At 59.4% G+C, this 19,642-nt stretch carries 15 protein-coding genes; 5 read left to right on the forward strand and 10 right to left on the reverse strand.

The annotated features are described in order from the left end of the window. Positions 1 to 43: 43 nt before the first annotated feature. Positions 44 to 721: a recombinase family protein gene (locus HMPREF9697_RS11330; protein ID WP_002717355.1), complete on the forward strand. Its 678-nt coding sequence runs from the start codon at positions 44 to 46 to the stop codon at positions 719 to 721. Here the strand turns inward: HMPREF9697_RS11330 and HMPREF9697_RS11335 are convergent. The 8 genes from HMPREF9697_RS11335 to HMPREF9697_RS11370 all read right to left on the reverse strand — a co-directional run bounded on the left by HMPREF9697_RS11335 (position 696) and on the right by HMPREF9697_RS11370 (position 10,577). Further along, positions 696 to 2,306: a DUF4365 domain-containing protein gene (locus tag HMPREF9697_RS11335; RefSeq protein WP_002717356.1), complete on the reverse strand. Its 1,611-nt coding sequence runs from the start codon at positions 2,304 to 2,306 to the stop codon at positions 696 to 698. The genes HMPREF9697_RS11330 and HMPREF9697_RS11335 overlap by 26 nt on opposite strands. Positions 2,307 to 2,348: 42 nt before the next feature. Then, positions 2,349 to 2,729: a hypothetical protein gene (locus HMPREF9697_RS11340; RefSeq protein WP_002717357.1), complete on the reverse strand. Its 381-nt coding sequence runs from the start codon at positions 2,727 to 2,729 to the stop codon at positions 2,349 to 2,351. Between the two features lie 144 nt (positions 2,730 to 2,873). Then, complete coding sequence (locus HMPREF9697_RS11345; protein WP_002717358.1) at positions 2,874 to 5,165, reverse strand: AAA family ATPase; 2,292 nt, start codon at positions 5,163 to 5,165, stop codon at positions 2,874 to 2,876. A 272-nt stretch (positions 5,166 to 5,437) separates the two neighbouring features. Further along, entirely contained in the window at positions 5,438 to 5,653 is a 216-nt protein-coding gene (locus tag HMPREF9697_RS11350) for a hypervirulence associated TUDOR domain-containing protein (protein WP_002717360.1), read from the reverse strand. Positions 5,654 to 5,731: 78 nt separating this feature from the next. After that, positions 5,732 to 8,098: a TonB-dependent receptor gene (locus tag HMPREF9697_RS11355; protein ID WP_002717361.1), complete on the reverse strand. Its 2,367-nt coding sequence runs from the start codon at positions 8,096 to 8,098 to the stop codon at positions 5,732 to 5,734. A gap of 151 nt (positions 8,099 to 8,249) precedes the next feature. Further along, positions 8,250 to 9,428: an MFS transporter gene (locus HMPREF9697_RS11360; RefSeq protein ID WP_002717362.1), complete on the reverse strand. Its 1,179-nt coding sequence runs from the start codon at positions 9,426 to 9,428 to the stop codon at positions 8,250 to 8,252. Between the two features lie 91 nt (positions 9,429 to 9,519). Then, a complete protein-coding gene (locus HMPREF9697_RS11365) occupies positions 9,520 to 10,098 on the reverse strand; it encodes a TetR/AcrR family transcriptional regulator (protein WP_002717363.1) in 579 nt (192 codons plus the stop codon). 14 nt (positions 10,099 to 10,112) lie between these two features. Continuing rightward, a complete protein-coding gene (locus tag HMPREF9697_RS11370; protein WP_002717364.1) occupies positions 10,113 to 10,577 on the reverse strand; it encodes a nuclear transport factor 2 family protein in 465 nt (154 codons plus the stop codon). Positions 10,578 to 10,692: 115 nt separating this feature from the next. Here HMPREF9697_RS11370 and HMPREF9697_RS11375 point away from each other — a divergent pair, with 115 nt between their 5' ends. The 3 genes from HMPREF9697_RS11375 to hemA all read left to right on the forward strand — a co-directional run bounded on the left by HMPREF9697_RS11375 (position 10,693) and on the right by hemA (position 14,138). Next, a complete protein-coding gene (locus HMPREF9697_RS11375) occupies positions 10,693 to 11,616 on the forward strand; it encodes a DMT family transporter (RefSeq protein ID WP_002717365.1) in 924 nt (307 codons plus the stop codon). A 93-nt stretch (positions 11,617 to 11,709) separates the two neighbouring features. Then, positions 11,710 to 12,741, forward strand: a complete 1,032-nt coding sequence (bioB, locus tag HMPREF9697_RS11380; RefSeq protein ID WP_002717366.1) for a biotin synthase BioB — start codon at positions 11,710 to 11,712, stop codon at positions 12,739 to 12,741. A gap of 170 nt (positions 12,742 to 12,911) precedes the next feature. Beyond that, positions 12,912 to 14,138, forward strand: coding sequence for a 5-aminolevulinate synthase (gene hemA, locus HMPREF9697_RS11385; RefSeq protein ID WP_002717367.1), 1,227 nt, complete (start codon positions 12,912 to 12,914; stop codon positions 14,136 to 14,138). Between the two features lie 20 nt (positions 14,139 to 14,158). Here the strand turns inward: hemA and HMPREF9697_RS11390 are convergent, their stop codons facing one another. Further along, entirely contained in the window at positions 14,159 to 14,809 is a 651-nt protein-coding gene (locus HMPREF9697_RS11390; protein WP_002717368.1) for a response regulator transcription factor, read from the reverse strand. 189 nt (positions 14,810 to 14,998) lie between these two features. Here HMPREF9697_RS11390 and HMPREF9697_RS11395 point away from each other — a divergent pair, with 189 nt between their 5' ends. Next, positions 14,999 to 18,568 carry a hybrid sensor histidine kinase/response regulator gene (locus HMPREF9697_RS11395; RefSeq protein WP_002717369.1) on the forward strand — a complete coding sequence of 1,190 codons (3,570 nt, stop codon included), beginning with the start codon at positions 14,999 to 15,001 and terminating at the stop codon, positions 18,566 to 18,568. Here HMPREF9697_RS11395 and HMPREF9697_RS11400 read toward each other — a convergent pair. Further along, a complete protein-coding gene (locus HMPREF9697_RS11400) occupies positions 18,547 to 19,224 on the reverse strand; it encodes a response regulator (RefSeq protein WP_002717370.1) in 678 nt (225 codons plus the stop codon). The two genes, HMPREF9697_RS11395 and HMPREF9697_RS11400, sit on opposite strands and share 22 nt — an antisense overlap. Positions 19,225 to 19,642 lie beyond the last annotated feature (418 nt).

A 19,642-nucleotide genomic window follows, 5' to 3' on the forward strand; every position in this document is an offset into this window, starting at 1 on the left:
GGGCGCGTCGGATAGTCGCGCTATTCCTCATGCAGAGGTGACGATGACAATGTACGGCTCATTCGTCGCTTATTACCGCGTCTCCACGGCCAAGCAGGGCAAGTCCGGTCTTGGCTTGGAGGCCCAGCGGGCGGCTGTTCGCTCATTTCTCAATGGCGGAAGCTGGACGCTCGCCAGTGAGTTTACGGAAGTCGAAAGCGGCCAGAGAAACGACCGCCCCGAGCTTGCCAAGGCATTGCAGACTTGCCGCATCTATGGCGCGAAGCTCGTTATTGCGAAGCTGGACCGCCTCTCCCGTGACGCACATTTCCTTCTCGGCCTAGAGAAGGCAGGCGTTGATTTCGTTGCTGCCGACATGCCGATGGCAAACCGTCTCACGGTCGGCATCATGGCAATGGTGGCAGATGAAGAGCGCCGGATGATTTCCGCCCGCACTAAAGCCGCGCTTGCAGCGGCAAAAGCCAGAGGAAAGAAGCTGGGCGGCAATCGCGGCACGGTGTTGTCCGCGTCCGCGCGTAAGAAGGGGCGAGCCGCGCAGACGGCCAAAGCTCAAGAACGAGCCGTTGACCTTGCTCCCGTGCTGGAGGAAATGCGCCGAGACGGGATTACATCGCTACGCGCTATTGCCGCCGCACTAACTGAAAAGGGCATCCCCACCCCGCGTGGAAATAGCAGATGGACAGCGATGCAGGTTTCTAGGCTTGTTGCGGCGGGGCATTGAGCGGTGCATCCGATCTGGGAAGGGAGGCCCGTGGCTCTCTGCTCTGCGCACCTTTCCCTGTGCGACAAAATTCTAAGATGTTTCCCAACTCAATCAATTTGCAGAATTTATCCATCTCCTTAGCGCGGCGTGTGTAATCCTCAACCATCAACGCCCGCTGCTCTTGGCTTATGCTTGCCGCCACCCAGCCCTCGCGGATCACCGGCGGGCCAAAATCAGCACGGTGCCTGTTGCCCTCAATACTGGAAATCGCACCGACTAGTGAGCGTTCAACCAACGCATAAGCCGTTAAGGAACCAACCTCGGCTACCGAGTAATAAATCATAGTATCATAGTCGTAGTTAGTATCTGGAGCCGGTTCATATTCTATACGAATGTTTGGTGACGACACCACTTGATGCAGAAAAAGCAGGTTGGAGCTGGCACTAACAGCCGCCAGACTAATTCGACAATCCGATCTATGTGCCGGACTTAAAGACCTGAGTGTACCCACGATTTTTAGATGTTCCGAGCAGTCAACATGCGGTCCGTTTGGGTTAGCCTCGGCCGTAATCACGCGGCGACCGTTCGCCCAAATTTGGAGAGCCACAGAGTCCTTTTGTAGCCATGTGATGATTTTGATGAAGTCCTCCAAGGAGACGAAATCAAGCGCCGTGGTAAAATCCAGAGTGAAAGTAAAATGCTCCTCGCTTCCGGTGGCCCATTTGATCTCTAGCCCCGGCGCAGAAAATCTTACCCGCCGCTCGGGATTCAGAGGCCCCGGGAAACTGTGAGCAAAGATTTTCCCAGGCAACGTCGCCAAGGCGCCAGTCCGCACATTCCGCAGACGCAATTCGCAATCGCCTATCGGGTCGGGCGTTACATGTATAGTCCCTTTAGAAATGTCGATTTGCGGCTTGGGGTCTAGTATGCCGAACCGCCGGGGCGTGTAAGTAAAGCGACTAACGGAAAGGCCGTTTCCTAAACCCAAAAACTCATTGTGGAGTTGTTCGATACTTTCTACTTCCACAATCATACTGCCGGTGCCGAACCCATCCTCATAACCAGCGGTTTTTGAAATCTTCCGCTTTTCCTCGCCGTATTCGCTGCCGACGCGCTCAATCTCTGACCTCATCCACTCAACGGGATCATCGGAATGATAGTCCGCCTCGGTGAATGTCAAAGAGAGCCGCTTCCTATGCTCCGGCGTGTTGTCGATATGGGCTTGGCGCACCGAGCGCAGAAAAGAAGCAATCAAATCCTTCCAGATGTGGATGACGTAAGTGCGCGGTCTATTGTTTCGTTCGACGGTTAAAACGACAAACCACGGATCGGGAGATTGGGCGGCCTTCCGTGCGTTAGACAATTTGATTGAACACGTCAGCCGCTTACCCTGTGTGGACTTGACCTGCACGAAGGCGCGCTTCGCTGGGGGGCGCGTATCCGGCGAACCAGACACCTCATTGTCGGGAAACTCTACGAGATAATCCCAGCCGTTCTCATCCTCTTGAGACTGGTGGCAAAGCACCCCAGCTTTTGCACATAGGCTCGCGAAGTTAGTTTCAGCAAACCGGGGTAGTCGCTTAATTCGAGGTGTGGATGACATCGAACCGTGGCAATCATGTTGATGTTCTAATAAGGCGTTGCACTAGGCGAGTAATCTTACTGCTCTATAGATGTTGTTGATACTCGTTATCGCCATGGGAAACGATGAGAAGGATGGCCCGGCTTCAAATTGATCTGTCCCCACCTTGCCCAAATAGGACAGGAAGCGGGCCTTCCGTCCACCGAAGAAGCCTCTGCCCCCGTCAATCTTTGCAAAGAGAATATCACGGTCCAAATCTGCGGCTTCCGAAACGAAAATGCCAACCTCGTAAGGAGGCGGCGTATCGCCCATACACCGATGAACCGACGTAAGCAGCCCCCCCGCACGATTCCGCTTCACAAAGTCAATAGCGGCCTCTACTTCAAAATTGGCGAAAGGCAGTCGGTTGGTTGCCCTATAAATCTCCGCAAAGGTAACGTCCACGCCGTCCTCACTTCTTAGGGATCAAAATATCTGGTGAGAGTGCCGGAGCGTCTGCCTTTTTGGAATCGCCTACTATCTGCATAGTTCGCTAATTAAGAAAATTGAGCGATGACCCGCCTCATGAGGTGGTCGGGCCAGATCGTTTCAAGCGGGATTGCAGTACTTCCTCAAGGCGACAAGATGCGGAGGGTCAACCTCTTTCATGAGGTTTATCAATGCAGCGTTCGCGTCCCGCGATTCTTCGACAGTCATGGCAGAATGACCCGTTAGGTCATCTAAACTGTCAGAGTGGGACTCCACTTGAACCAACCGCTCGAGTGCTACCAAGCGAACTTTATCGAGTTCTGGGTGCGCCTCCCCAATATCTTTAAGCTTATCCTTGAGGTTTCCAGCTCGCGGCAGCCTAAAGGCAAGGAATATCTCAAGCACTCGGCGCATCATGTTTGGCATCATCAGAACATAATCGAAATGCCCCTCACCAGCCGCCTCGAAATGCAAAACTTTCTGGACTGCAAATTGATACTCCGAGTCGAGTTCGCGCAACAAAGTTGGCATTTCAACAATTGACGCTTGCCGCCTAGTCTCTCCAACCGGCAACTTCACGTCGATGAAGAGAAGACGGGCTATCGGCGGCGCGCTCCGCGCCAGCCCTTTCCAAGCCTTTTTGATCTCATTCATGCAATGCTGGTTGTGCGTCAACACAAAGAGCTGAGCTACCTTGTTGAGGCGACCGAGAATGACCCCGCAGGCGTAATGCATCGCCTTCGTATCCAAGCTGGAAATTGGATCATCAACAACAACAATCAAATCCTTTTGTTTACGCCCGTCCGCCTCAAGTGTCGTCAGGAAATAGCAAAGCGCAATTGCCGTTTTCTCACCTTCGCTTGGCGTTCCTTTAGCTAGTTTGCCGTGCCGATGAAGCTCGTAGCCTTTCTCTACCGGAACGACTGCTAGCTCCCCATGACCTAGGTAGGCCTTTACAAGCTCATTAATTTTGTCGGCGGATGGAGCATGTTGCTGAACTTTAGCTTTGAGGCCAACAATATCCGCCTCAAGATTAGCGAAGGTTTGCCGCGCCTCTTCGGTCGCAACTTCAGCTTCGCTTTGGTCCCTTTCCAGAGATTTGTACGTCGCAGAACCATCTGCGAGAAAATGCTTCCGTATTGCTAGCCGGGCCTCCTCTTGATGGGAATTGAACGCATCCGAAACCTTGTTGTGCTCATCGCACACCGCGTTCAAATCGTTCACAGCAGCGACGAGCTTCACGCCGATTGCATCGATTAAACTATCATCTGGCAATTCAGCCGCTACCGGCGACATTGGCGCGGCGTCTCTGATCCTCAGCACATCAGCCGCCCGAACCAGCAAAGAACTGGCCGTCTCAGCCTCCGCCTTTAATCTGGCCTCGGCCTCAGCAAATTGCCCCCGGAATTGCAAAGCCACACGCTCGGCAGGCGGCAACGAAGCGACAGCCAGCTTGAGGGTTTCAATGACTTTTCCAACACTGATATTCTCAGTTTTCAATCTGCTAATAAACGCGCTCACCTTTTCGTCGAATGCCGCACCCAACTGCTTTAATCGCTCGACAGAAATGTCCCCTCCGCAAAATAGGCAAGAGGAAAGGTCATGGTTCAAATGATAATCGTAGCCAGATTTTACCCAAGGCACCATCGTCGGGTGTTCATCAAGGCCCTCAACAGCTACGCTGCCGACAGTTTTTGAGCCAAGCTCTATAGACGCTTTGATAGATGCGATGATTTCAGCTACAGGAAACGCCACTGGCTCAAGCTTTTCCGGTGCATCAACCCGCTCGCAGGTTGCCCTTGCTGAATCCAGTTCATCTTGCGAAAGCACAGACTTTTTATCGTAAGCTAAGCTGCTGTAATCTTCGGCGAGTTGTCCTGCTTCATATTTGCGTCCTGTTTGACGAAGAAGCTCCGAAATTGATCGTGCGCGGTCGCGCTTATAAAGGGCAAAGGCCTTTTGACGTGCGACCTGCACCTTTTCAGCAGCGCCAATACGTTGAAATATTCCAGGCTTATCAAGCTCTAGCTTCGTTAACTCAGCAACAGCGGCACCTTGCTCAGCACTGAGAGTGAAGACAGCGTTCACGGTACCTTCGCGCCAACGCAGATTCTCTTCGATGAAATCCTGATTGAAGACACACACACGCTTTTCAAGGCCAGCCAGCTGGTCAGGGCAGCTGTAAACCTTCCCATCGGTCATCTCGACCTTGAACGTGCAGTCCTCTGGCAAGTGCTGATGGCGGGCGCTGTTTTGTAAGGTGGAGAACACCCGAGAAAGAGTGCTCTTTCCTGATCCATTGAAGCCGTAAACGAGGTTGAACTTTGAGAAAGCGAGGTCATCACACTTCTCCGTCCTTTCCGCCAGCACGGTTGCCCCTTTGAGCTGGCGAATGTTCTTAATGATAGACACTACTGCCCCCCGGCGAGTGAAAACCCCCACCATCTTAAGATGAACAAACTGCCTTTGTCCGCTCTGATTATAGATGCGCGGCCAACCCGAGCTTACTCAGGGGGCGCTCTCTGATGGCAGGGCGGTTATGATTGGGTATGCAAGAGCCCACATCGGTGGTACACATGAGCGACCTCCGAGGCTAAGTTCTCCTTATTTCATAGGCTTTTAGGCTTTAGCCGCCAGAGTTCAATCCTGTCTGGCAGCACCAGCCGGCCCCCTATCCCAAGACTTTATTGCGGAAGCAATTCAAGCGCACTGCCCCTGTGGGCCGCAACATGATCGGTCCTGTCACTTTTGATTTCGTATTGAGGATTTTCTTCCGACGCGTGATGCGTGTGGCCCTTGTAATCAAAGTCCCTGGTGTGGATGGCGATGATCGTTCCGGATACCCGGCCAGCCTCTGAATTCCAGCTTACGTGATCACCGATTTTGAATCGCTTGGTCATGGCAGGGCTCCTCACAACAAAGAAGGGAGCGGCTATGACACCGCTCCCTTCTTTAACTAGCCTGCTCCAGCAAGGTTTCTAGAACTTCGCCCGCGCCAGCACGCGGAAAGTGCGGCCCTGACCGGGGGAGATGTTGTTGTTGCCGTCAGCGCTCGCCCAATATCCCTTATCGAAGATGTTCTCGATGTTGAGCTGCGCGCTCCACGTCTTATCAATCTTCAGATAAACCGCTGCATCCACGCGGACGAAGCCCGGCAATTTCACCGTGTCGTCGGAGCTCGCATAGGAATTGCCAAGATAGATCACGCCGACAGCCGCCGCCCATTGCGGGTTGAGTTGATACTTATTCCACCACGAAAACTGGTTGTAAGGCACAAGCTGCACACGGTTGCCCGCGACGACGGTGGTGGAGAGGTCCTTGGCAATTCGTGCGTCGGTATAGGCGTAACCCAGAATCGACTGCCAGTCGGCGGTGATATAGCCGTTCAGCGCGGTTTCAAATCCACGAACCGTCGTTGAGCCGTTCGGAAGCGAGAAACCAGGGTTGTTGCCGTCCGGAATCGGCTGGCCCGTCCGGTGAAGTTCGTAAAGAGCCGCAGTCCACAGCAGCTTCGGATTGATGTTCCACTTCGCGCCGACTTCGGTGTTTTCGAACTTCTGCGGATCGAGGATCAACGTTGAATCAGACAGCGTGCTGAACTGATCCCCGGAAGCCGGTAGATAGGAAATGCTGTAGGCGCCATAGATCGATACGTTGTCGACGGGCTTGAAGATCACGCCGAAACGCGGCGAGACCTTGTCGTCGGTGCGATTGCGCGTCAGCCCGCCTGGAATGTTCCGGTCGGTCGCGGTCAGATCGAAACGATCAAAGCGCACGCCGGCGATCAATTGCAGCCAGCGCGTCACATCGATCTGGTCCTGCGCATAGGCGGACGAAACATTCAGGCGATAGACGCTGTTCGCATCACCGGACGATTGCCCCGGCGCAGGATTATTGACAACGACGTGGCTGAACGTGACCGGGCCGAAATAGGTCGGATCAAACGGATTGACGCCAGGCAACGACGTTGAGCCATTGAAAAAGCCTGTCTCGCGGTAGCTGAGGCCGGTCTGCCGTCCGAACTCGGTGCCGAATGCAAGCGTGTGGAAGACCGGTCCCGTGAAGGTCTTGTAGGTAAAGTCGGTCTGGTTGAACAGGTTTTCGCGATTGGTCGTGTTCTGGTAAGCACTGAGGCTCATCGAACCGGTATCGGGACCGGTGATGGTCGCCGCGCTGCCGGGATAGACGTTGGTGTAGCCGCGATTGTAGTCGGCATACATCGTCGAGTTCTTGACGGTGAGGCCGTTGCCGAAATCATGGTCGATCACCGCCATCGTGGTCTGCACGTCGGCATAGGTGTTGTTGTAGATCGGGCTGCCGAAGAACTTCGAAAAATCGTTGTTCGGCACGAACGGCACCGTCGGGTTGAACCGCGTGGCGCCTCCCGGAACGGCCAGCGAGGGATTACCTCGATCGGCTAATTCCTTGTCGTGATAATATTCGTAGGAGAGCTTGATCTTGGTGTCGTCGGTCGGCTTCCAGGTCAGCGTCGGATTGATGCCGTAGCGCTCGAGGCGTCCGAAATCGCGGAACGTATCCGAGCCCTCATAGAATGCATTGAGGCGAACGGCGACCTTGTCATTCACCGCCTGCCCCGCATCAACCGTGAAACGACGATCACCCCATGAGCCGGTCTGCGCGGTGGCTTCATAGATACGCTGGCCGTCCGCCTCCTTCAGCGTGCGATTGACGAGACCGCCACCCGCGCCGCGGCCGAACGTCAGCGCGCTCGGGCCTTTGATGACCTCGATGCTCTGGGTGTTGTAGAGATCGCGAAAGTACTGGACGTCGTCGCGGAAGCCGTTGACGAAGAAGTTCGCACTGGAATCGACGCCACGGATCACAAGCTCGTCGCGATTGCCCTCACCCTGGTGGATCGTAATGCCCGGAATGTAGCGGGTAATGTCGGTGATGCTACGGGTCGCCTGATCCTCGATCATCTGCTTCGGGACCACATTGACCGATTGCGCGATGTTGAGCAGCGATGTGTTGGTCTTGGTGGCAGCCGACGTGCTGTTCGAATAGTAGCCCACGGTGCCGGTGCGCGCTTCGAACGTATCGGCGTTCTGCGCTGGAACAGGCGGCTGCGGAGCCTGTGTACGTCCGGAACGGCGCGACGCACGACGCGTATTCGATGAAGATGATGCTGACCGTTGCCGCTTGTGTGTCCGCGGCTTCGCCGCGTCGATCGTCACGGCTGGCAAGGTTGCACTGGTTTGTCCAGCCGCCTGCTGCGCATTCGCGGGAGCAATGAGAATTCCGAGACTGAGGGCTGCACCACCCGCTGACGCGAGCGCCGCTCGCCGAACCATCTTCAAATCGAACAGACGCTTTGAAACAGACACAATTTTCCCCCAGCAAGTCGCGCGTTGCGCGCGTATTACCGGGAATACAACGGCCCGTGACAAAAAGTCCCGGAATGCGCTTTAGATGTTCTCTAAAACGCTGAGTTTAGATCGCTTCTAAAATTTGGCACGCTAGACGCTTACAACAACATCACGCGCAAGCATCGTCCGATGCAGCTTTCAGTGACACCGTCCAGATCACCAGCAGGCACGGTGTCGCCGCGATCGCCACCGGCACGAATGCGAATACGGCCCGGCCGCCGATATCCCAGGCCATGCCGCTTACAAGCGACACGAGCATCGCACAGGAATAGCTGATCGCCAGCGCGGCGGCGAGAATTCGCGCGACATCGTCGGGATTGCGTGCAAGCAGCGGCGGCAACGCCATGCCAAGCATCAGCACCGAGCTACTCGACATTCCCGTTATGCCTGCCCACGTGATCGTCGCCCAACCGGTCGAGAACACGACGCCGAAAACGCTCGCCAACATCAGGCCGCCGAAGAAGAGAAACGGCCAGCGTTTGCCTTGAAACCAATCAGCCAGAAAGACCATCAGCAACGAGACGGGAAACTGCCCGAGGTTCAGCGCCGTGAGCGCGGCACTGACGTCCGCGCTCCGTCCCACGCTTATGAGGTAAGCCGGCAGGAAGGCATTGGTGCAGAAATAGGTACTGGCGACACTCGCGAGGATCGCGCCGATCTTCCAGTTCAATTTGCTGCCGAGATCGGGCCACAGGCGCCCTGATTTCGTGCCGGCTAGATGGTTATTTGTGCGCGGGCCGAAGGCGAGCACCATGAGCGCCACCACCAGCAACGGCGCAGACCATGTCAAAAGGCCGAGCCGCCAGCTCTGGTTGAAATACGGCAGCAGCACCGGAAGCATCAGCGCAACGGGCACGATTTCGCCGACGATCAATCCGTTGGTGTAGAGCGCCGTGCCGAACGCCGCGCGCTCCGGCATCCATTGCCGAACGGCTGCGCCCATCGCCGGCTGCATGACAGCAATGCCGCCACTCATCAGGACGCTTGCCGCATAGAGCGAATAAGCCTCGGGTGCCAACGCGCGCAGGCCGGAGCCCAATGCTGCGATCACAAGGCCGCTCACCAGCGTCCAACGCACGCCGACATGCTCGATCAGCAGCGAGCCGGGTGCGGCGGCGATCGCGAACATGATGACGGGAATGCCGGTGAGAATCCCGATCTGCGTGCCAGACAATTGCAGGTCCGACTGGATCAGCGAAATCACCGGTGGCACCGCGAGCACGCTCAAGCGCAGACCGACACCACAAAACCACAGCAACAGACCCGAGATATAATTTCGATTTTGCATGACGGCAGGAATAGAGAGAGGACGCACAGCGCGAAGTTCTGCTGTCTAGCAGAACAGACGGCCAGGTACACCCGAAAGGCCTAGAATGCGCTCACGATTGGCGCGAGGCCGGGAGCACAGCCTCGGTGCGCTGTTGCAGGCGCGCCAGCGTCCGGGCGAACATGGCGTCTTCCTTCAGTGCGCGAGCAAGCGTGAGCGCGCCCTGGATACCGCCGACAACATCTTCCGCGAGCGGCCTCGCGATCGCCGGATCGACGCCTGCCCGCACCAGCGCACCGTCAAGTGCCTCGATCCAGCGCTTGAAATACAGCCGGATTGGCTTGGCGAAGCGATCCCGTGTCTCGTCAAGCGCAAATGCGCCGAGCAGACAAATCCTGCGGCCGGAGCGAAAGTAAGCATCGACCGTCCGCCACATCCGCGCCAACGCATCGCGCGGCTCGTCCCGCTCCAGCGGCTCGAACACTTCGCGCACGAACCATCGATCGACATCGGCGAGGATTTCCGCCGCCATGCCTTCCTTCCCTTCGGGAAAGAAGTGATAGAGGCTTCCCTTCGAAAGACCGGTGCGCTCTGTGATCTCGTACAGCGACGCGCCCTCGAAGCCGAGTTCGCGAAAGACCTCGGCCACACGCGTGATTGCGTCGCTTTTCTCGAAAACCGTGCGCGCCATTCTCTCGTCAGTTCCTAGAGTCCCAAGTCAGAGAGGCCCGGATGACCGTCGGGCCGCCGCCCGAGCGGCCAGTGAAATTTGCGGTCCGATTCCTTGATCGGCATATCATTGATCGATGCGAAGCGACGCTGCATCAGCCCCGCCGCGTTGAACTCCCAGTTCTCGTTGCCATAGGCACGGAACCAGTTGCCGCTGTCGTCATGATACTCGTAGGCGAAGCGCACGGCGATGCGGGTCTCGGAGAAAGCCCAGATTTCCTTGATGAGACGATAGTCCAGTTCCCTCGCCCATTTGCGGGTGAGAAATTCGATGATCTGCTTGCGTCCAACGGGAAATTCGGCGCGATTACGCCACTGGCTGTCTTCGGTGTAGACCAGCGCTACCTTTTGCGGATCGCGGCTATTCCAGCCATCCTCCGCCAGTCGCACCTTGGCGGTGGCGGTCTCAAGGGTAAAAGGCGGTACGAGAGGCGTGGCCATGGCGGCCTCCTTGATTTGCGACGGTACGAAACGACATGTTTAAACTATTTGGTCTTGACTATACCATTCGGTTTAGTATTGCAAATCGATGGCTTGAAGCCGCTGCGGCCCTGCCATGAGCGCGGATGAAAACGCGCCATCGCAGACAGGGCTGTCCCGGCAGACGCTCGGCATGGGCCTTGGCTTCATCGGCATAGCTATTTTCGGCGGCACGCTACCCGCGACACGCCTTGCGGTGACAAGCCTCGATCCGTTCTTCATCACGGTCGGCCGCGCGGCCGCCTCCGGCCTACTGTCAGCGGCGTTGCTTCTGGTGTTGCGGCGGCGATGGCCGAACGCGCGCCAGATTCGCACGATGATGATCTGCATCGTGACCATCGTGTTCGGTTTTCCGGGGCTGATGGCGCTGGCGATGCTGACGGTGCCTGCCGCACATGGCGGTGTCGTGCTCGGCATTCTGCCGCTAACGACCGCCGCAGCTGCAAGCCTCATTCTGGGCGAGCGTCCTTCAGTGCGTTTCTGGCTGCTGGCCGTGCTCGGCACGACGGTGGTGGTGGCATTCGCGCTGCGTGACAGCGGCGGCGGCATCGCGATCGGCGACGTCTATCTGTTTCTGGCCGCGATCTCGACCTCGATCGGCTACGTGTTCTCGGCCGATCTCAGCCACGAGATGCCGGGCTGGGAAGTGATCTCGTGGATTCTGGTGCTGGCGCTTCCGCTGACACTGCCGCTCGCCATATGGCTATGGCCGGCGAACCCCGGCGCGGTATCGACCGGCGCGTGGATCGCCTTCGCCTATGTCTCCGTCTTTAGCATGTTCGTCGGCTTCTTCGCCTGGAATGCCGGCCTGGTGATGGGCGGCGTCGCTCGCGTCAGCCAGGTGCAGTTGCTGCAGACATTCGTCACGCTGGGACTGTCCGCCGTCGTCAATGGCGAGCACGTCGGCCCCTCCACCATCGCAGTGGCGGCGCTGGTGGTGGCGATCGTCGCGGCCGGCCGCAACGCCCGCATCGCGCAGAAAGTGCCCGAAGCCGGATAGCGCGCTTGGTTGACACCCTGCCAGCCGCATGGTCCACCCTTGGCTCCGGATCAGGGCGGCCCGACGCGGCCGCGGCGACAAGCAGGATCGGCCATGAACGTCTCGTCTTTTTCGGTTGTCAAAGGATCGGTGCTGCCGCGCCATGACTGGACGCGCGAGGAGGCGCAGGCACTCTACGATCTGCCCTTCGCCGACCTGATGTTCCAGGCACAGAGCGTGCACCGCGCCAACTTCGATCCCAACCATGTCGAGACCGCGAGCCTGCTCAGCATCAAGACCGGCGGTTGCCCGGAGGATTGCGGCTACTGCTCGCAGAGCGCCCACTACAAGACCGACGTCAAAGCCACCAAGCTGATGGACCATGACGACGTCGTCGCCACCGCCCGCCGCGCCAAGGAAGCGGGCGCGAACCGCTTCTGCATGGCAGCCGCGTGGCGCAACCCGAAGGACAAGGATCTCGAGCGGGTGTGCGACATGGTGAGCGCGGTGAAGGCGCTCGGCCTGGAAACCTGCGCGACGCTCGGCATGCTTAACCGCGCACAGGCCGACCGGCTTCGCGATGCCGGTCTCGATTTCTACAACCACAACGTCGATACCTCGCCGGAATTCTACGGCCATATCATCACCACCCGCACGATGCAGGACCGGATCGAGACGCTGGCGCATGCCCGCGAATCCGGCCTCAAGGTCTGCTGCGGCGGCATCGTCGGCATGGGCGAGCAGGTCGAGGACCGCCTCGGCATGCTGATGCTGCTGGCGAACCTCGCCGAGCACCCGGAGAGTGTGCCGATCAATCTGTGGAACGAAGTGAAGGGCGTTCCGGTCAACGATACCGCCAACGCGCCGGACGCCATCGACATGGTCCGCATGATCGCGGTCGCGCGCATCATGATGCCGAAAAGCGTGGTGCGACTGTCGGCCGGCCGTCAGTACATGACCGACGAGATGCAGGCGCTGTGTTTCCTCGCGGGCGCCAACTCGATCTTCATCGGCGACGTGCTGCTCACCACCAAAAACCCGCAGACCGACAAGGACGCCGCCCTGCTCGACCGGCTCGGCATCAAATCCCGTTTCGACGAGGTCCGCGCGGAAGGTCAGGCCACCGGATCAAGCCGCGCGATTTGATTTCGCGCAAGGCGCCCCCCGTAGCGATCCGCCACGTTCTGCGCGCCTGGCAGTGCAGCTTCCCGATTCGACCCTCGACACTGAAGCTGGAAACGCTCTAAAAAGGCATCCGAGAATGGTCGCCCCTTTCGTGGACGCTTTCTCGTCCATGGGTCCAGTGGGGTTTTGGTATGGATTACAATAAGTTCTTCGACGATGCCCTCAATCGGCTGCACGATGAGCGGCGCTACCGGGTGTTCGCAGATCTCGAACGCATCGCCGGTCGGTTCCCGTTTGCGACCTGGCACACCCCCAAGGGCGAGCGCAGCGTCGTGATGTGGTGCTCTAACGACTATCTCGGCATGGGCCAGCACCCCAAGGTGGTCGGCGCCATGGTCGAGACCGCGACCCGCACCGGCACCGGCGCCGGCGGCACCCGCAACATCGCTGGCAACAACCATTCCCTGATCCAGCTCGAGCAGGAGCTCGCCGACCTTCACGGCAAGGAAACGGCGCTGGTGTTCACCTCCGGCTACGTGTCCAACCAGACCGGTATCTCGACGCTCGCCAAGCTCATTCCGAACTGCCTGATCCTGTCGGACGCGCTCAACCACAATTCGATGATCGAGGGCATCCGCCAGTCCGGCTGCGAACGCATCGTGTTCCGCCACAACGATATGACCCATCTCGAGGAGCTGCTCCGCACTCATTCCGGTCGGCCGATCCTGATCGCGTGCGAGAGCCTTTATTCGATGGACGGCGACATCGCACCGCTCGGCAAGGTCTGCGACCTCGCCGAGAAGTATGGCGCCATGACCTATGTCGATGAAGTCCATGCGGTCGGCATGTACGGCCCGCGCGGCGCCGGTATCGCCGAGCGCGACGGTGTCATGCATCGTATCGATCTTCTCGAAGGCACGCTGGCCAAGGCCTTCGGCTGCCTCGGCGGTTACATCGCCGGCAAATCGAACGTGATCGACGCGATCCGCTCGCATGCGCCGGGTTTCATTTTCACCACGGCCCTGCCGCCTTCCGTGTGCTCGGCCGCGACCGCCGCGATCCGTCACTTGAAGACCTCGCAATGGGAGCGCACGCGCCAGCAGGACCGCGCCGCCCGCGTCAAGGCGATCCTGATTGCCGCCGGAATTCCGGTGATGTCGAGCGACACCCATATCGTGCCGGTTTTCGTCGGCGATCCCGAGCTGTGCAAGAAGGCGAGCGACCTGCTGCTCGAAGAGCACGGCATCTATATTCAGCCGATCAACTATCCAACCGTGCCGAAGGGCACCGAGCGGCTGCGCATCACGCCCTCGCCCTATCACGAGGACGCGCTGATCGATCAGCTCGCGGAAGCGATGGTTTCCGTCTGGGAACGGCTCGGCCTCAACTTCAACGAGAAATCGCTCGCCGCCGAATAGCGGGCGACATTCGCCTTCCGTCACGTGGCCATGCTGCGTGGCGGACGTCCCTCCTTCGACAGCACGATTCGCATCAGGTCGGCGGCGTTCTTCGCGCCCAGCTTGGCCATGATGCGGGCGCGGTGAACCTCAATGGTGCGCGGACTGATTCCAAGCCGCCGCCCCGCTTCCTTGTTCGAAGCTCCGCTTGCGACCTGTCCCAGCACCTCGCGTTCACGGCTCGTCAGCAGATGGCGGCCGTTAAAATCGCCCACTCCCGGAATCAGCCCGTCGGCCGAGCGACGATAGGTCAGCACCGCCTCGCGCACGCGATCGGCCATCACGCTCGCGGCGAAAGGCTTCTCCATGAAGTCGAGCGCGCCGCGCTTCATCGCGGTCACGGCGGTGGCGATATCCGAGTGCCCCGAGATCACCAGCACGGGCGGACCGAAACGCATCTCGCGTAAATCCCTCAGCACATCGAGGCCCGAGTAGCCCGGCAATTGCAGATCGAGGATCACGCAAGCCGGTGGCTTCAGCCGGACCGCGTCCAGAAAAGCGAGGCCATCGCTGAAACCCTGGGTTGCGAATCCCTCCAGCCGAAGCAGCAAGGCCAGCGCATCGCTGACTGATTTGTCGTCATCCACTATGAAAACGTACGCATCTCCAGGAAACGCATGGATTTGCCCCATAATTCCCCCGACGAGCATGCTAGTAAATACAACCTATACGGGTATAAGCTGATTCGAGGCGGTTTACAAATCCGGGCGTGGATCGCGCCTGCTCGCGCAAAACGCGCAACGGTATGTTTCCGTCATGCGAAAAAAACGCTTTGATGCCGCCTCGGGCGGCCGATGGGAGACTGCCTTCGGAGCGGATGGATGCTTGAAAACAGTACGGTGATTGCAGCGGCGTTCGGCTATATCGGCCTGCTGTTCGCAATCGCGTTCTACGGCGACCGCCTCAGCCCGGCGCAACGGGCGCGCGCGGGCATCATGATCTATCCGCTGTCGCTTGCGATCTACTGCACGTCCTGGACCTTCTTCGGCTCGATCGGCCTTGCGACCCGCACCAGCGTCGAGTTTCTGGCGATCTATATCGGCCCGATCATCATGCTGGTGTTCGGCAAACCGATCACCCTGCGCGTAATCCGGCTTGCGAAATCCCAGCACATCACTTCGATCGCCGACTTCATCGCCGCACGTTACGGCAAGAGCCAGGCGGTCGCAGCCACCGCCGCCATCATCGCCATCATCGGCTCGGTGCCCTATATCGCCCTGCAGTTGAAAGCGATCGCAGCGTCGCTCGAGACCATCCTCAACGGTGCCAACGATGTCTCGAGCCTGCCCTTCGCCGGCGACATCGCGGTGTTCGTGACGGTGGCGCTTGCTGTGTTCGCCGTGCTGTTCGGCACCCGGCAAAGCGACGCGACGGAACACCAGCACGGCCTGATGCTCGCCGTCGCCGCCGAATCCATCGTCAAGCTGTTCGCCTTTCTCGCCGCCGGCATCTTCGTCACCTTCGTGATGATGAGCCCGAGCGAACTGATCCAGCGGACCATGAAAACCCCGGAGGCCATTCGCGCGATCGAACACGCGCCCTCGATCGGAAACTTCCTAGCAATGACGCTGCTGTCGTTCTTCGCCATCCTGCTGCTGCCGCGCCAGTTCCATGTCAGCGTCGTCGAGAACTCCAGCGAGGCGGAAGTCTCCCGCGCCCGCTGGCTGTTTCCGCTCTATCTCGTCGCGATCAACATCTTCGTCATTCCAATCGCGCTGGCCGGTCTCGTCACCTTCCCGTTCGGGAAGGTCGACAGCGACATGTTTCTGCTGGCGCTGCCGATCGAGGCCGGCGCTCATTGGATGAGCATCATCGTCTTCGTCGGCGGCCTGTCCGCCGCGACCGCGATGGTGATCGTCGAATGCGTGGCTCTCGCGATCATGCTGTCGAACGACATCGTGATGCCGCTCGTGTTGCAGACCGACACCACACCGCGCAACGGGCGTGCCGATCTCGGCCGCCTGCTTCTGATCGTGCGACGCGTCGCCATCGTCGCCATCATGACGATGGCCTATTTCTACTATCACGCACTCGGCAACGCGCAGCTCGCCGCCATCGGCCTGTTGTCCTTCGCCGCGGTCGCGCAGCTTGCGCCAGCATTCTTCGGCGGCCTGATCTGGCGGCGCGGCACCGCAGCGGGCGCGATCGGCGGCATGCTGGTGGGCTTTGCAATCTGGGCTTACACACTGTTCCTGCCGAGCTTCATCGAGGTCGGACCGCTCGGCACGCAATGGCTGAAGGAGGGGCTGTTCGGCATCGCCGTGCTGCGGCCGCAGCATCTGTTCGGCAGCCAGATGTCGCCGCTGATCCACGGCCTGCTGTGGAGTCTCACGCTGAACATGCTGGCCTATGTCGCACTGTCGTTCTGGAAGCAGCCGACATCGATCGAACGGCTGCAGGCGGATTTATTCGTGCCGAGCGACCTCGCACCGATCTCGCCGAATTTCCGTCGCTGGCGCACGACGGTGACGGTCCAGGACCTGCTCACCACCGTCGCGCAGTATCTCGGCCATGAGCGCGCCAACGCTGAGTTCGAGGCCTTCGCGTTGGCAAACCGCATCACACTGGACCGCAACGCCTCCGCCGACTTCCAGTTGCTCAGCCATGCCGAGCATCTGATCGCCTCGTCGGTCGGCGCGGCATCCTCGCGTCTCGTGATGTCGCTGTTGCTGCGCAAGCGCGCAGTGTCCGCCAAGGCGGCGCTGAAACTGCTCGACGACGCCCACGCCGCGCTGCATTTCAATCGCGAGATCCTGCAGACCGCACTCGATCACGTCCGTCAGGGCATCGCTGTCTTCAACCGCGAACTGCAACTGATCTGCTCCAACCGGCAGTTCGGCGAGATGCTCAGCCTGCCGGCCCATGTCGCGCAGATCGGCATTCCGCTTGCGGAAATTCTGGAATTCATCGGCGACCATCCGCGCAACAGCACCGAGACGCGCGAGCAGCATCTGCGGCGGCGGCTCAACGCCTACACCACCGAGGGCGAACCCTTCCTCGAACGGTTGCCGGGACAGAACAGGGTCGTCGAGGTTCGCACCAACGCCATGCCGGGCGGCGGCCTCGTGATCACGTTCTCCGACATCACCTCGAGCTTCGAGGCGGCGGAGGCGCTGGAGCGCGCCAACGCCACGCTGGAGCGCCGCGTGCGCGAACGCACCGAGGAACTGACGCGCCTCAATAACGAATTGGCGCTCGCCAAGACCATCGCCGACGAAGCCAACATCTCCAAGACGCGCTTCCTCGCCGCCGCGAGCCACGACATTCTTCAGCCGCTCAACGCCGCGCGGCTTTATGTGACGAGCCTCGTCGAACGGCAGAGCGGCGGCGAGAACGCCCGCCTCGTCGACAACATCGACGAGTCTCTCGAAGCCATCGAGGAAATTCTCGGCGCGTTGCTCGATATCTCCCGTCTCGACGCAGGTGCGATGACGCCTTCGATCTCTAGCTTCCGCATGAGCGACCTGATGCGTTCGCTGCAGGTCGAGTTTATGCCGATGGCGAAAGAGAAGAATCTCGAACTGATCTTCGTGCCGTCGACGCTCGCGGTGAAATCCGACCGCGTGCTGCTGCGCCGGCTGCTGCAAAACCTGATCTCGAACGCGATCAAATACACGCCAACCGGCAAGGTACTGATCGGCTGCCGCGGGCGCGGTACGAACCTGCAGATCAGCATTCACGACACCGGGCTCGGCATTCCGCAGCACAAGCGCGGCGAGATTTTCAAGGAATTCCACCGCCTCGATCAGGGCGCGCGGATCGCGCGCGGCCTTGGCCTCGGCCTGTCGATCGTCGAGCGCATCGCGCGCGTGCTGGAACACCATATCTCCATCACCGCGAACAAGGGCGGCGGCTCGCACTTCGCGGTCACGCTGCCAGTGGCGAGCGGTTACAGCCAGGTTCAACTGCCGACAAACGGCTCGATGATTTCCTCAAAAACACCGATGAGCGGCACCACCATCGTCTGCGTGGAGAACGATCCCGCCATTCTCGACGGCATGAAGACCCTGCTGCGTGGCTGGGACGCCAACGTCATCGCAGCCGTCGACCCCAAACAGGCGTGCAAGGCGATCGCGAGTTCGAACGAGCCGATCACCGGCCTTCTGGTCGACTATCATCTCGACCGCGGCAACGGCATCGCCGCGATCCGCGACATCCGCCACAAGTTCGGCGCGCACATTCCGGCCATCCTGATTACGGCAGACCGCAGCCCGCCGGTGCGGGAAGCCGCACGCGCCTATGGCATCGTCGTGCTGAACAAGCCGGTGAAGCCGGCTACCCTGCGCGCACTATTGAGCCAATGGCGCAATCATCAGATGGCGACGGCGCTGTCCCCGGCCGACGCCGGGCCGCAACCGGCGGCGGAAGTTCAGGCCGACGGCTCGTTCTGACGCCACTGGCTACCGGAGATCTTCGCAGCCACGATCACCGCCTGGGTGCGGCTTTCGACGCCGAGCTTCTGCAGGATGGCCGAGACATGCGCCTTGATGGTCGCCTCCGAGACCCCGAGTTCATAGGCGATCTGCTTGTTGAGCAGGCCCTCCGACAGCATCATCAGCACGCGGACCTGCTGGGGCGTCAGCGTGATGAGCCGATCGCGGAGCTTGGCCATGTCGGGATCGACACCGGCAGAGAGATCGATATCGGACGGCGTCCAGACGTCGCCGTTCATTACCTTGCCGATGGCCTCGCGCAGCGTTTCGATCCCGTAACGCTTTGGGATGAAGCCGGACGCCCCGAATTCCATCGAGCGGCGGATGGTGTCGCCGTCGTCGCTCGCAGAGACGACCACTACCGGGATCGCCGGATACTGCGCCCGCAGGTAGATCAGGCCGGAGAAGCCACTGACGCCCGGCATCGAAAGGTCGAGCAGCACCAGATCGATATCGGATTCTTTTTCCAGCAGCGCCGTCAATTCGCCGAACGCGCCAGCCTCGTCGATACTCGCCGCCGGGACAACGCCCATAACCGCTTCCCGCAATGCCCCCCGGAACAGAGGATGGTCGTCGGCAATCACAAGCCGGGTGGAGGAAGAAGACGGGGCCATATCGTCGCTATCTCTTCGGTTCGAACTCAACTCGTTGTCTCAACGATTAAACCATACCACTCCCCCCCGGGAAGGCCGAATCCGGTTTTTTGTGATTTATCAGGTTAGTAAACCGCCTCCCGCGTGGAAAAAGCTTCTCGTCTGGCGACAAAATCGTCGCCGTCGAAGCCTCGAAAAGGACTTCTGGCTGCCACCGCACCGGAGTCGACCCCACAACCTGCAGTAAGCTTTGCATGCAGTCCGTCATGACAGACGCGGCCGTTCGCAGAACGGTGCCGCTTTCGCTCGGCTATTGAAATTTCCAGGACGAGGAATGCCCGGCATGCCGAGCTGGATGAAGACCCGCTCGACGTCCGCGCGGAACTGCCAGCCACCCGGCTGAATTTTCCTATCCGACGCTCGTCAACGCCGCCCTCGG

This window comes from Afipia felis ATCC 53690 (assembly GCF_000314735.2).
GTDB classification, from domain to species: Bacteria; Pseudomonadota; Alphaproteobacteria; order Rhizobiales; family Xanthobacteraceae; genus Afipia; species Afipia felis.

Bases quoted from the DNA above. Each gene is read 5' to 3' on its own strand.
- HMPREF9697_RS11395 (WP_002717369.1), top strand. From the start codon at position 14,999: ATGCTTGAAAACAGTACGGTGATTGCAGCGGCGTTCGGCTATATCGGC.
- HMPREF9697_RS11335 (WP_002717356.1), bottom strand. From the start codon at position 2,306: ATGTCATCCACACCTCGAATTAAGCGACTACCCCGGTTTGCTGAAACT.
- HMPREF9697_RS11350 (WP_002717360.1), bottom strand. From the start codon at position 5,653: ATGACCAAGCGATTCAAAATCGGTGATCACGTAAGCTGGAATTCAGAG.
- HMPREF9697_RS11400 (WP_002717370.1), bottom strand. From the start codon at position 19,224: ATGGCCCCGTCTTCTTCCTCCACCCGGCTTGTGATTGCCGACGACCAT.
- HMPREF9697_RS11390 (WP_002717368.1), bottom strand. From the start codon at position 14,809: ATGGGGCAAATCCATGCGTTTCCTGGAGATGCGTACGTTTTCATAGTG.
- HMPREF9697_RS11375 (WP_002717365.1), top strand. From the start codon at position 10,693: ATGAGCGCGGATGAAAACGCGCCATCGCAGACAGGGCTGTCCCGGCAG.
- hemA (WP_002717367.1), top strand. From the start codon at position 12,912: ATGGATTACAATAAGTTCTTCGACGATGCCCTCAATCGGCTGCACGAT.
- HMPREF9697_RS11365 (WP_002717363.1), bottom strand. From the start codon at position 10,098: ATGGCGCGCACGGTTTTCGAGAAAAGCGACGCAATCACGCGTGTGGCC.
- bioB (WP_002717366.1), top strand. From the start codon at position 11,710: ATGAACGTCTCGTCTTTTTCGGTTGTCAAAGGATCGGTGCTGCCGCGC.
- HMPREF9697_RS11370 (WP_002717364.1), bottom strand. From the start codon at position 10,577: ATGGCCACGCCTCTCGTACCGCCTTTTACCCTTGAGACCGCCACCGCC.
- HMPREF9697_RS11360 (WP_002717362.1), bottom strand. From the start codon at position 9,428: ATGCAAAATCGAAATTATATCTCGGGTCTGTTGCTGTGGTTTTGTGGT.
- HMPREF9697_RS11330 (WP_002717355.1), top strand. From the start codon at position 44: ATGACAATGTACGGCTCATTCGTCGCTTATTACCGCGTCTCCACGGCC.